The 12,282-nt window shown below is 68.9% G+C and carries 10 protein-coding genes and 1 pseudogene; 8 read left to right on the forward strand and 3 right to left on the reverse strand.

Annotation, left to right across the window (positions count from 1 at the left end; translation table 11 throughout):
• The first annotated feature begins 71 nt into the window (after nucleotides 1–71).
• The 5 genes from glyA to A5704_RS12335 all read left to right on the forward strand — a co-directional run bounded on the left by glyA (nucleotide 72) and on the right by A5704_RS12335 (nucleotide 6,243).
• Nucleotides 72–1,352 carry a serine hydroxymethyltransferase gene (gene glyA / locus A5704_RS12315; RefSeq protein WP_067759186.1) on the forward strand — a complete coding sequence of 427 codons (1,281 nt, stop codon included), beginning with the start codon at nucleotides 72–74 and terminating at the stop codon, nucleotides 1,350–1,352.
• A gap of 85 nt (nucleotides 1,353–1,437) precedes the next feature.
• Entirely contained in the window at nucleotides 1,438–2,265 is an 828-nt protein-coding gene (locus A5704_RS12320) for an acyl-ACP desaturase (protein ID WP_067889218.1), read from the forward strand.
• A gap of 219 nt (nucleotides 2,266–2,484) precedes the next feature.
• Nucleotides 2,485–3,786: a PhoH family protein gene (locus tag A5704_RS12325; protein ID WP_067759180.1), complete on the forward strand. Its 1,302-nt coding sequence runs from the start codon at nucleotides 2,485–2,487 to the stop codon at nucleotides 3,784–3,786.
• Nucleotides 3,787–3,827: 41 nt separating this feature from the next.
• Nucleotides 3,828–4,703 carry a polysaccharide deacetylase family protein gene (locus tag A5704_RS12330; RefSeq protein ID WP_067779877.1) on the forward strand — a complete coding sequence of 292 codons (876 nt, stop codon included), beginning with the start codon at nucleotides 3,828–3,830 and terminating at the stop codon, nucleotides 4,701–4,703.
• Nucleotides 4,704–4,803: 100 nt separating this feature from the next.
• On the forward strand, nucleotides 4,804–6,243 hold the full coding sequence (locus A5704_RS12335; RefSeq protein WP_231969068.1) for an adenylate/guanylate cyclase domain-containing protein: 1,440 nt from the start codon (nucleotides 4,804–4,806) through the stop codon (nucleotides 6,241–6,243).
• 15 nt (nucleotides 6,244–6,258) lie between these two features.
• Here A5704_RS12335 and A5704_RS12340 read toward each other — a convergent pair whose 3' ends face one another.
• Genes A5704_RS12340 through glpX form a run of 3 tightly spaced genes read right to left on the reverse strand, consistent with a single transcriptional unit; the run spans nucleotide 6,259 to nucleotide 9,707 of the window.
• Nucleotides 6,259–7,200, reverse strand: a complete 942-nt coding sequence (locus A5704_RS12340) for a hypothetical protein (protein WP_067889221.1) — start codon at nucleotides 7,198–7,200, stop codon at nucleotides 6,259–6,261.
• Nucleotides 7,201–7,215: 15 nt separating this feature from the next.
• Nucleotides 7,216–8,628: a class II fumarate hydratase gene (locus A5704_RS12345; RefSeq protein WP_067759143.1), complete on the reverse strand. Its 1,413-nt coding sequence runs from the start codon at nucleotides 8,626–8,628 to the stop codon at nucleotides 7,216–7,218.
• Between the two features lie 26 nt (nucleotides 8,629–8,654).
• The gene (gene glpX / locus A5704_RS12350) at nucleotides 8,655–9,707 is read right to left on the reverse strand and encodes a class II fructose-bisphosphatase (protein WP_067759136.1); all 1,053 of its coding nucleotides are present in this window, start codon (nucleotides 9,705–9,707) and stop codon (nucleotides 8,655–8,657) included.
• Between the two features lie 55 nt (nucleotides 9,708–9,762).
• On the opposite strand from glpX, the gene A5704_RS12355 reads away from it, so the two are divergent.
• From A5704_RS12355 to A5704_RS12365, 3 genes and pseudogenes are all read left to right on the forward strand, one after another.
• Nucleotides 9,763–10,449, forward strand: a complete 687-nt coding sequence (locus A5704_RS12355; protein WP_067779868.1) for a DUF4245 domain-containing protein — start codon at nucleotides 9,763–9,765, stop codon at nucleotides 10,447–10,449.
• Nucleotides 10,450–10,462: 13 nt separating this feature from the next.
• Nucleotides 10,463–11,260, forward strand: coding sequence for a dienelactone hydrolase family protein (locus A5704_RS12360; protein WP_067748625.1), 798 nt, complete (start codon nucleotides 10,463–10,465; stop codon nucleotides 11,258–11,260).
• 15 nt (nucleotides 11,261–11,275) lie between these two features.
• A pseudogene (locus tag A5704_RS12365) lies at nucleotides 11,276–12,139 on the forward strand (carboxylesterase/lipase family protein); the annotation flags it as partial.
• Between the last annotated feature and the right edge of the window lie 143 nt (nucleotides 12,140–12,282).

Consider the following 12,282-nt stretch of genomic DNA (forward strand, 5'->3'; position numbering starts at 1 on the left):
CTGGCTAAACCGTCGCTGGATAGACTGGCGCCGTGACTGCTGCACCCGACGCCCGGCCCTCGACCTCTGTGATGTCCTCCCCGCTCGCCGAGGTCGACCCCGACATCGCCGAGCTGCTCGGCAAGGAGCTGGGCCGCCAGCGCGACACGCTGGAGATGATCGCCTCGGAGAACTTCGTGCCGCGCTCGGTGCTGCAGGCCCAGGGCAGCGTGCTCACGAACAAATACGCCGAGGGGCTGCCCGGCCGGCGGTACTACGGCGGCTGCGAGTACGTCGACGTCGTGGAGAACATCGCCCGCGACCGGGCCAAGGCGCTGTTCGGGGCCGACTTCGCCAACGTGCAGCCGCATTCGGGCGCGCAGGCCAACGCCGCCGTCCTGCACGCGCTGATGACCCCGGGGGACCGCTTGCTGGGCCTCGACCTGGCCAACGGTGGTCACCTGACACACGGGATGAAGCTGAACTTCTCCGGCAAGCTCTACGAAACCGGCTTCTACGGTGTGGATCCCACGACTCACCTGGTCGACATGGACGCGGTGCGGGCCAAGGCGCTCGAGTTCCGCCCCGCGGTCATCATCGCCGGATGGTCCGCCTACCCGCGGATCCTGGACTTCGCGGCGTTTCGCTCGATCGCCGACGAGGTCGGCGCCAAGCTGTGGGTGGACATGGCGCACTTCGCCGGCCTGGTCGCCGTCGGACTGCACCCCTCGCCGGTGCCGCACGCGGACGTGGTGTCCACGACGGTGCACAAGACGCTCGGCGGCCCACGTTCCGGCCTGATCCTCGGTAAGCAGGAATACGCGAAGTCCATCAACTCCGCGGTCTTCCCCGGCCAGCAGGGCGGACCGCTGATGCACGTCATCGCGGGCAAGGCCGTCGCGCTCAAGATCGCCGGCACCCCCGAGTTCGCCGACCGCCAGCAGCGCACCCTGTCGGGCGCCCGCATCATCGCGGACCGGCTGACGGCCCCCGACGTCACCAAGGCCGGCGTGTCGGTGGTCAGCGGCGGCACCGACGTCCACCTCGTGCTGGTCGACCTGCGCAACTCCCCGCTCGACGGCAAGGCCGCCGAGGACCTGCTGCACGAGATCGGCATCACGGTCAACCGCAACGCGGTTCCCAACGACCCCCGGCCGCCGATGGTGACCTCGGGCCTGCGGGTGGGGACGCCCGCGCTGGCGACCCGCGGCTTCGGGGATGCGGAGTTCACCGAGGTCGCCGACGTCATCGCCACGGCGCTGGCGGCGGGCACCGCGGCCGACCTGACGGCCCTGCGCCAGCGGGTGACCCGCCTCGCCCGTGACTTTCCGCTGTACGACGGCCTCGAGGAGTGGACGCTGGTCGACCGCTGAGGCGGATCAGGGACCAAAGTCACCAGTTGTCACGACACGGGCCGGGCGATTTCACGAACCTGTGTATGCGAGTTACAGTAACCGCATGGCACAGAAACCTGTAGCTAACGCGCTGACCCTGGAACTCGAGCCGGTGTGCGAGGCCAACATGGACCGCCACCTCAACACCGAGGAAATCTGGTTCGCCCACGACTACGTGCCGTTCGACCGCGGCGAAAACTTCGCCTTCCTCGGTGGACGGGACTGGCAGCCGTCCGACGCGACGCTTCCCCGCGAGTACACGGACGCCTGCGAGATCCTGCTGCTGCTCAAGGACAACCTGGCCGGACACCACCGCGAACTCGTCGAGCACTTCATCCTCGAAGACTGGTGGGGTCGCTGGCTGGGCCGGTGGACCGCCGAGGAGCACCTGCACACCATCGCGCTGCGCGAATACCTGGTGGTCACCCGTGAGGTCGACCCGACCGCCAACGAGGAGGCCCGGGTCGAGTACGTCATGAAGGGCTACCGCGCGGACACCTACACGCAGGTCGAGACCCTGGTGCACATGGCTTTCTCCGAGCGCACCTACGCCGTCTTCTGCGAGAACCTGGCCGCGAAGCTCGAAGAGCCCATCCTGGCCGGGCTCATCGACCGCATCGCACGCGACGAGCGTCGGCACGAACTGTTCTTCTCCAACCTCGTCGAGCACTGCCTGCAGTACACCCGCGACGAGACGATTGCCGCCATCGCGGCCCGCGCCGCCGACCTGCAGGTGCCCGGCGCGGACATCGACTCCTATCGGGACAAGCTGCGTAATGTCGCCGATGCGGGCATCTTCGACCAACAGCAGCTGCGGCAGGCGATCTCGGATCGCATCACCGCATGGGGTGTCGCCGACGAGCCCGCCCTCAAGCAGTTCGTCATCAGCTAGCCGATTCTCGCGCGTGAGCGCTTAGACCTCGGCGCGCCTGCGCTGCTGCAAAGCGGCGACGAGAGTAGCGTCGTTCTCGATGGTCAGCGTCATGCTCAGCTGCCAGGGCGGCACCTCCCGTCATCACAACGGAAGGACCGGCCCCGGTCCTGGTGCCGCAGTTCCCGCCGACATGCCTGTGCGGGTCCGCGCGGGCTTACCCCGCTCGAGGAGCGCTACGTGACCGAAATCCGGACCTACGTGATCGACACCTCCGTGCTGCTGTCCGACCCCTGGGCGTGTAGCCGGTTCGCCGAGCACGAGGTGGTGGTCCCGCTGGTGGTGATCAGCGAACTGGAGGCCAAACGGCATCACCACGAGTTGGGGTGGTTCGCCCGTCAGGCGTTACGTTTGTTCGACGATCTCCGGCTCGTGCACGGACGGCTTGATCAGCCCATTCCCGTTGGGGCGCAAGGCGGTACGCTGCACGTCGAGCTCAACCACACCGATCCCGCGGTGCTGCCCGCCGGGTTCCGAAGCGACAACAACGACTGCCGGATCTTGAGTTGCGCCGCCAACCTCGCCGCCGAGGGCAGGCGAGTCACGTTGGTGAGCAAGGACATTCCCCTTCGCGTCAAGGCCGCCGCGGTCGGCCTGGCCGCCGACGAGTATCACGCGCAGGATGTGGTGGCCTCCGGATGGTCGGGGATGCGCGAGATCGAGACCGCGACCGAGGACATCGACGCGCTGTTCGCCGAGGGTGAGATAGACCTGGCCGAGGCGCGAGACCTGCCCTGCCACACCGGCATTCGGCTTCTCGGCGGGAGCTCGCACGCGCTGGGCCGGGTGAACGCGGACAAGCGCGTCCAGTTGGTGCGCGGCGACCGCGAGGCGTTCGGCCTGCGCGGCCGGTCCGCCGAGCAGCGCGTGGCGCTCGACCTGCTGCTCGACGAGTCCGTCGGCATCGTGTCGCTGGGCGGCAAGGCGGGCACCGGCAAGTCGGCGCTGGCGCTGTGCGCCGGCCTGGAGGCGGTGCTGGAACGGCGGACCCAGCGCAAGGTGGTGGTCTTCCGCCCGCTCTACGCCGTCGGCGGCCAGGAGCTGGGCTACCTGCCGGGCAGCGAGAGCGAGAAGATGGGCCCCTGGGCGCAGGCGGTCTTCGACACGCTCGAGGGCCTGGCCAGCCCGGCGGTGCTGGAGGAGGTGCTCTCCCGGGGCATGCTCGAGGTGCTGCCGCTGACCCACATCCGGGGCCGCTCACTGCACGACTCGTTCGTGATCGTCGACGAGGCGCAGTCGCTGGAGCGCAACGTCCTGCTGACGGTGCTGTCCAGGCTGGGCGCCGGTTCGCGGGTGGTGCTGACGCACGACATCGCCCAGCGGGACAACCTGCGGGTCGGCCGGCACGACGGGGTCGCCGCGGTGATCGAGAAGCTCAAGGGGCACCCGCTGTTCGCCCACATCACGCTGCTGCGCAGCGAGCGGTCGCCGATCGCCGCGCTGGTCACCGAGATGCTCGAGGAGATCGCCGGCCCGCAGTGACGGCGCATTTCGCCTGGCCACGCGTTCGATAAACTTCGACGGTGCCGAAACGACCCGACAACCAGGCCTGGCGCTATGGGCGCATGGTGGTCGGTGTCGTCGCGGCCGTCGCCGTGCTGGTCATCGGCGGGCTGACCGGCCATGTGACCCGCGCCGACAACCTGAGCTGCTCGGTGGTCAAGTGCGTCGCGCTGACGTTCGACGACGGGCCCGGGCCCTTCGACGAGCGGCTGCTGCAAATCCTGAAGGACAACGACGCGAAGGCGACCTTCTTCCTGATCGGCAACAAGGTCGCCGCCAACCCGGCGGGCGCCAAGCGGATCGCCGATGCGGGGATGGAGATCGGCAGCCACACGTGGGAGCACCCCAACATGGCGACCATCCCGCCGGAAGACATCGCCCCCCAGTTCGCCAAGGCCAACGACGCGATCACCGCCGCGACGGGGCGCACGCCGACGTTGTATCGCCCCGCGGGCGGCTTGTCCAGCGACGCGGTGCGGCAGACCGCGGCGACGTTCGGCCTCGCCGAAATCCTCTGGGATGTCATCCCGTTCGATTGGGCCAACGACTCGAACACGGCCGCGACGCGCTACATGCTGATGACGTACATCAAGCCGGGTTCGGTGGTGTTGTTCCACAACACCTACTCGAGCACCGTCGACCTGGTCTACCAATTCCTTCCGGTGCTCAAGGCCAACGGCTACCGGATGGTGACGGTCAGCGAACTGCTCGGCCCGCGGACGCCCGGTAGCAGCTACGGCAGCCGCGAGAACGGGCCGCCCGCCAACGAGTTGCACGACATCCCGGCGAGCGACATCCCCACCCTGCCGAACACGCCGTCGCCCAAGCCGATGCCCAATTTCCCGATCACCGACATCCCGGGCCAGAACTCGGGCGGACCCAACAACGGTGCCTAGCACAAGCGTTGGGACGCGTACGGCCGCCTGGCTTCGGAACGCCGGCCCCCACACGGCATTGCAGCGAAAGTCCCTCCGTCGGTTAGCCATTCAATACGGGTTGGATCTTTCCCTGTCCTACTTTCTGGCCGTCATCGAGGCGGCCGCCATCTTGATCCCGTTGCGGGGCCACACCTCCATCGGCGAGAATGCGGACTTCGCGAAGAACAACACGGCGGCGGTGTTGGTGCTCGTCACGCTCGGCGTCGCCGGCGTCGCGGCGGCGGGCGTCGTGAGCGCGACCCCGACGCTGCGCTGGTTTGTCGCCGGGGCCGAGCCCACCCAGGAGCAGCGGGAAGCGGCACTGAAGCTGCCAGGTCGCCAATCAACAATCCTGTTCGGGGCCTGGGCCGTCACCGGCACCATCTTCATGTTGCTCAATCTTCGAGGCGGGGCGCAGCTGTTGTTGCCCATCGCCCTGGGCGCGCTGCTGGGCGGACCCGCGGCCGCCGGCACGGCGATGCTGCTGGCGCAGCGCGTCCTGCGGCCGATCATGCGCGCCGCCACGCTCGGCTGCGAACCGCGGATGACCGTGCCGGGCGTGTATGCGCGGCTGGTGCTGCTGTGGTTCCTGTGCAGCGCCTTCCCGATCGGGGTGATCGCGACGCTGGTCGTGCTCCGTTCGTACGGCTGGCTGATCGAGAAGTCGACGTCGCTGGATATACCGATCCTGGTGGTCGCGCTGGCGGCGCTGGTGCTGGGACTGCCGACCATGATCCTGACGTCACGATCCATCTCGGATCCGCTCGGCGAGGTCGTCGACGCGATGGCGGAGGTCGAGCACGGCCACATGGAAACCTACGTCGGGGCCTACGAACGCTCCCAGATCGGGCGACTGCAAACGGGTTTCAACCGCATGGTGGCCGGGCTGGCGGAGCGAGACCGGTTGCGCGACCTGTTCGGGCGCCACGTCGGGGCCGACGTCGCCCAGCGCGCCATCAACGAGGGCGCCTCGCTGTCGGGAGACGTGGTCGAGGCGGCGGTTCTCTACATCGACCTGGTGGGATCGACGCAGCTGGCGGAAAACCTTCCGCCCCAAGAGGTTGCCGAAATCCTCAACGATTTCTTCCGCATCGTCGTCGACGCCGTCGACGAACACCACGGGCTGATCAACAAATTCGCGGGGGATGCCGCGCTGGCCGTCTTCGGAGTGCCGTTGGCCACCAGCGAGCCTGCGTCCGCCGCACTGGCGACCGCCCGCGCCCTGGGTACCCAATTGCGGCGCTTGCCCGTCGATTTCGGCATCGGCGTCTCGGCGGGCCGGGTCTTCGCCGGCAACATCGGCGCGGAGAACCGTTACGAGTACACGGTGATCGGCGACGCGGTCAACGAGGCCGCGCGGTTGGCCGATCTGGCGAAGACCGCCGACCGGCGGATTCTGTGTGCGGCGGGAGCAATCGAGCGGGCCGGCGAGGCCGAGCAAACGCATTGGGCCGAGTGCTATTCCACCGTCCTGCGGGGACGCTCGGAAGCTACCCAGGTCTCGGCGCCGACGAGGTAGGGCGCCGGAACCGCGTCAGGACTTGTTCACCTTGAGCGCGGCGATGATCTTGCCGATGATGCCAGCCGACGCCGCGTCACCGATCGGGGTGCTGCCGATGAAGGCGGTGACCGGCTTGGTGTCGACGGTGATCACCGTGACCGAGTCGCCCTTGACGTTGCGGGTGGGGTCGGCGATCGTGATGTCGGCGTCGGCGCGGGCGGCCTTGGTTCCGTCGACCGTGATCGACGACGACTTCACCGGGCCGAGTGTGGGCTGCGCGTTCGCGTAGCCGGGTCCGTTGGCGATGCACTGCAACAGCTTCGACGCCTGCGCGGTGACGTCCATGCTGGCGACGAAGTTGGTGACGCCGACCTCGGCCGTCATCATCCACTGGCTGGCCCCGGGCACTTCCTGGGCGACGCCGACGGCGCCGATCAGGTTCGGGTTCTGGTCGTCGGAGAACACGGTCCAGTTGGGCGGCACCGAGCTTGCCGGGAACGAGAGCTTGCCGGCCGTGATCGAGTCGGTCCGCGGCATCTCACCGCCGGAGACGTTCGGGGTGCAATCGGTGGCGGTCTGCTGGCCCCTCGGTTGGCTGCTGGTGCTGGTGGACGTCGAGGGCGCAGCGGTCGGGGACTTGCCGTGGCTGCCGCCCCGCATCACGATCAGGGTCGCCACCAGTGCGATGACGGCCAGGATGACGAGGCCACCGACGATCAGCCAGGGCAGCTTCGAGCCAGGTCCGCGCGGTGGCGGCCCCGGCGGATACGGCCCGGGCGGGAATGGCTGTCCCGGTTGCGGATAGCCCTGGGGCGGGTACGGGTAGGGACCGGTCGGCGGGTACGGTTGCGGGCCACCCTGCGGCGGGCCGCCCTGCGGCGGGCCGCCCTGCGGCGGGCCGCCCCAATAGTGTTGCTGCCCATAGGGGTTTCCGTAGGGTCCCTGACCGTAGGGGCCGCCGGGCGGAGTCGTCATCGCTGCAACACCCGCCTACTTCGCCGGCTTGACCTTGGCCATCGCCAAGACGTCGAGGCGGCGGTCGAGTTCTTCCTCCGAAAGCTTGTCGCCGATCAGCCCGCGGTCGATCACGGTCTGGCGGATCGTCTTGCGCTCCTTGAGCGCCTGCTTGGCCACCGCGGCGGCCTCCTCGTAGCCGATCGCCGAGTTCAACGGCGTCACGATGGAAGGCGACGACTCGGCCAGCTCCCGCAGGTGGTCGACGTTGGCCTTGAGCCCGACGATGCAGCGCTCCGCGAACAGCCTCGATACGTTGGTCAGCAGCTTGAACGATTCCAAGATGTTGCGGGCCATCATCGGGATGTAGACGTTGAGCTCGAACGCGCCCGACAGACCGCCGACGGCGACGGCCGCGTCGTTACCGATCACCTGCGCGGCCACCTGCGTAACCGCCTCGGGCAGAACGGGATTCACCTTGCCCGGCATGATCGAACTACCAGGCTGCAGGTCCGGCAGCTGGATCTCGGCCAGGCCGGTCAGCGGGCCCGAGCCCATCCAGCGGATGTCGTTGGCGATCTTGGTCAAGGACACCGCGATGGTGCGCAGCGCGCCGGACGCCTCGACCAGGCCGTCGCGCGCGGCCTGTGCCTCGAAAGAATTTGTGGCCGTGCGCAATTCGTTGAGGCCGGTGGAGGCGATCAACGTCTCGACCACCTTGGCGCCGAAACCGTCGGGGGCGTTGAGGCCGGTGCCCACCGCGGTGCCACCGATCGCCAGCTCGCCCAGCCGCGGCAGCGTGGCGCGCACCCGCTCGATGCCGGCTTCGATCTGGCGGGCGTAGCCGCTGAACTCCTGGCCGAGCGTCACCGGGACGGCGTCCATCAGGTGCGTGCGGCCCGACTTGACCACCGTCTGCCACTCGCGGGCCTTGCTCTCCAGCGCCTCGTGCAGCACCTCGAGCGCCGGGATCAGGTGGCGCACCGCGGCCTCGGTCGCCGCGATGTGGGTCGCGGTCGGGAAGGTGTCGTTGGACGACTGCGACATGTTCACGTCGTCGTTGGGGTGCACCGTGACGCCGTTGGCCGCCGCGATGCTCGCGATCACCTCGTTGGTGTTCATGTTCGAGCTGGTGCCCGAACCGGTCTGGAAGACGTCGATGGGGAATTGGTCGTCGTGCCGGCCGTCGGCGATCTCGGCCGCCGCGGCGATGATCGCGTCCGCCTTCTCCGGTGCCAGCAGCCCGAGGTCCTTGTTGACCTGCGCGCAGGCGCCCTTCAACAGGCCCAGCGCGCGGATCTGGGTGCGCTCCAGTCCGCGGCCCGAAATGGGGAAGTTCTCCACCGCACGCTGGGTCTGCGCGCGCCACAACGCCTTTGCGGGCACCCGGACCTCGCCCATGGTGTCGTGCTCGATGCGGTATTCGGTGTCGGTGGCGCTATCGGCCATAGGTTGCAGTCCTCGCTGGTTTTCGGTCAGGGCAGGGGATAGGCGGCAGTGCTGTCGCCGGTGAAGTCGATGGCGGAGTACTCGTTGAGTTTCGAGAGCCGGTGGTAGGCCTCGATCATGCGCACGGTGCCCGACTTCGACCGCATCACGATCGACTGCGTGGTGCAGCCGCCGGGGTAGTACTGCACGCCCTTGAGCAGGTCGCCGCTGGTGACGCCGGTGGCGCAGAAGAAGACGTTCTCCCCGGACACCAGGTCCTCGGTGGTCAGCACCCGATCGACGTCGTGGCCGGCGTTGATCGCCTTCTGGCGCTCCTCGTCGTCCTTCGGCGCCAGCTGCGCCTGAATGGCGCCCCCCATGCACCGGATCGCGGCGGCGGCGATGATGCCTTCCGGGGTGCCGCCGATCCCGGCCAGCATGTCGGTGCCCGAGTCGGGCCGGCAGGCCGAGATCGCGCCCGCGACATCCCCGTCGGTGATCAGCCGGATGCGGGCGCCGGTCAGCCGGACGTCTTCGATCAGCTGCGCGTGCCGCGGCCGGTCCAGGATGCACACGGTCATGTCCCGCACCGACAGCGCCTTCACCTTGGCGACGGCCTTGATGTTCTCGGCGATCGGCGCGGTGATGTCCAGCACGTTGGCGGCCTCGGGCCCGACGGCGATCTTGTTCATGTAGAACACCGCCGACGGGTCGAACATCGCGCCGCGGTCGGCGACCGCAAGCACCGAGATGGCGTTGGGCATGCCCTTGCTCATCAGGGTGGTGCCGTCGATCGGGTCGACGGCGAAGTCGCAGTCCGGCCCGTCGCCGTTGCCGACCTCCTCGCCGTTGTAGAGCATCGGCGCGTGGTCCTTCTCGCCCTCGCCGATGACCACCACGCCGCGCATCGACACGGTGTTGACCAGCTCACGCATGGCGTCGACGGCCGCGCCGTCGCCGCCCTCTTTGTCACCGCGGCCCACCCAGCGGCCCGCGGCCATGGCCCCGGCCTCGGTGACGCGCACCAGTTCCAGTGCCAGGTTGCGGTCCGGGGCTTCACCACGTGGCCGCCCGGCCGGGCGGTCGCCCTCAACTGTCATGGTTGGTGATTGTCCCAGAAGCGGATCGGTCTGCTGGAACTGGGATACTCGGGGGATGACCGAAGAGCTGCCGCCGAATGCCGAGGTAGCCGGCGAGCCGGCCCCGGTGGCCGGACCTGCTGCCAGGCCGGCCAAACCGCGGTTGCTGCAGGACGGCCGCGACATGTTCTGGTCGCTGATGCCGTTGGTCCTCGGCTGTATCTTGCTGGCCGGCCTGGTGGGCATGTGCTCCTTCCAGCTGGGCAGTCACCAGGGCGCGGTCCCGTCCTACGACGCGTCGGGCGCCCTGCGTGCCGACGCCGCGACGCTGGGCTTCCCGATCCGGCAGCCCAAGCTGCCCGCCGGCTGGCAGGCCAACTCCGGCAGCCGGGGCGGGATCCAGGGCGGCCGCGCCGACCCCGCGACCGGCCAGCGGGTGAACGCGGCCACCTCGATCGTCGGCTACATCAGCCCGACCGGGATGTATCTGAGCCTGACCCAGAGCAACGCCGACGAGGACAAACTGGTGGGCTCGATCCACCGGTCGGCCTATCCCGCCGGAACGGTCGACGTCGCCGGGACCACCTGGGTCGTCTACAACGGCGGCGGCCAAAGCGGGGCGGACGCCGAGCCGGTGTGGACCACCCGGCTCACCGGCCCGTCCGGAGCCACCCAGATTGCGATAACCGGTGCCGGTGACACCGATCAATTCCGTACGCTGGCTTCGGCGACGCAATCGCAACCGCCGTTACCGGCGCGCTGAAGGAAGGCCGAGCGTGACTGCACCCCAAGCGGATCTGTCCGGATGGTCAGTGGCGCCGTTCACCGGTGGCGGCTACACCCATGACGTCTACCGCAAAGGCAGCGGCCCCGGCGTCGTGCTGATACCCGAAATCCCCGGGATCCATCCCGGTGTGCTGGCCCTGGGCAATCACCTCGTGGACAACGGCTTCACGGTCGCGATGCCGTCGCTGTTCGGCGAGCCGGGCAAAGCCAAGACGGTCGGCTACATCGCCTCCTCGATCAGCCGCGCTTGTGTGGCAAAGGAATTCGCGGCCTTCGCGACGAACAAGCAGCGGCCGGTGTCGATGTTCCTGCGCGCGCTGGCCCGTGACCTCAACGCGTCGACCCCGGGCAAGGGCGTCGGCGTGATCGGCCAATGCTTCACCGGCGGTTTCGCGCTGGCCGTCGCCGTCGACGATGCCGTCCTGGCCCCGGTGCTTTCCCAGCCCTCGGTACCCTTGCCGCTGGGACGGGCCCGGCGCCGCGATCCCGGCCTCAGCGAATCCGAACTGGCCACCGTGGCCGATCGCTGCGCCAACGACGGCCTGTGCGCGATGGGTCTGCGGTTCAGTGAGGACAGCGCCGTGCCGCGCGAGCGTTTCGCGGTGCTCAAGGAGCGACTCGGGGACGCGTTCGAGGTGATCGAGATCGATTCCAGCCCGGGCAATGTCGGCGGTTTCGGCAGGATGGCGCATTCGGTGCTGACCGACGAGGTCCGCGAGGTGGACGGCCAGCCGGCGTACGAGGCCCGCAAGCGGGTAGTCGAGTTCCTCACCCAGCGCCTTGGTTAGGAAAGCCCCACACGCATGACGACTACCACCCAAGACCGCGTGGTCGAAACCACCTTCGGTCCCGTCCGCGGAGCCGATGACGGCCGCGTGAGCTCGTGGAAGGGCATCCGGTATGCCGCCCCGCCCGTCGGCGCCCTGCGTTTCCGGGCGCCGCAGCCCCCCGAACGGTGGACCGAGGTGGCCGACGCCACCCGCTACGGGCCGGCGTGCCCGCAGCCGGTCTTCCCCAACATGCCGCTCGACCTGGGCGCACCGCAGGGCGAAGACTGCCTGCGGCTCAACGTCTGGGCATCGTCCGGCACGCAGCCGGGCGACGGAAAGCCCGTGATGGTGTGGCTGCACGGGGGCGCTTACGTCCTGGGGTCGGGCAGCCAGGCGCTGTACGACGGGCGCCGGCTGGTCGGCGGTGGCGAGGTCATCGTGGTCACGGTCAACTACCGGGTGGGAGCGCTCGGTTTCATGGACTTGTCGTCGTTCACCACGTCGCGGCGGCGGTTCGACTCCAACGTCGGGCTGCGCGACGTGCTGGCTGCCCTGCGCTGGGTGCGTGACAACATCGCAGCCTTCGGCGGTGATCCCCGCAACGTGACGCTGTTCGGTGAATCCGCGGGCGCGGGGATCGTGACCACCCTGCTCGCCAGCCCGTCCGCCGAGGGACTGTTCGCCCGCGCGATCGCCCAGAGTTCACCGGCCACGTCGGTATACGACCGGCGCCGGGCTGAACGCGTCGCAGAAACCGTCCTCGACAGGCTTGACGTCGACGCGGACCGGTTGCCCGACGTGCCGACCGCGGTGCTGCTTGCCGCATCCCAAGAGGTCTTCGACGAAGTGCCGGTGCGCAATCCCGGCCTCCTTGCGTTCGTCCCGATGATCAGGGGGACCGGAAGCGAGCGGCCCTCCTGCACGCGCTTGACCGGGTAGTCGTCCAGCAGGTCGCCGTCGATGATCGGGACGAACGCAAGGAGGCCGGGATTGCGCACCGGCACTTCGTCGAAGACCTCTTGGGATGCGGCAAGCAGCAC

The organism is Mycobacterium sp. E735, from assembly GCF_001666955.1.
Classification (GTDB): domain Bacteria; phylum Actinomycetota; class Actinomycetes; order Mycobacteriales; family Mycobacteriaceae; genus Mycobacterium.

Coding starts and splice junctions, on each gene's coding strand:
- glyA (WP_067759186.1), top strand. CDS start 72: ATGTCCTCCCCGCTCGCCGAGGTCGACCCCGACATCGCCGAGCTGCTC.
- A5704_RS12320 (WP_067889218.1), top strand. CDS start 1,438: ATGGCACAGAAACCTGTAGCTAACGCGCTGACCCTGGAACTCGAGCCG.
- A5704_RS12340 (WP_067889221.1), bottom strand. CDS start 7,200: ATGACGACTCCGCCCGGCGGCCCCTACGGTCAGGGACCCTACGGAAAC.
- A5704_RS12345 (WP_067759143.1), bottom strand. CDS start 8,628: ATGGCCGATAGCGCCACCGACACCGAATACCGCATCGAGCACGACACC.
- glpX (WP_067759136.1), bottom strand. CDS start 9,707: ATGACAGTTGAGGGCGACCGCCCGGCCGGGCGGCCACGTGGTGAAGCC.
- A5704_RS12355 (WP_067779868.1), top strand. CDS start 9,763: ATGACCGAAGAGCTGCCGCCGAATGCCGAGGTAGCCGGCGAGCCGGCC.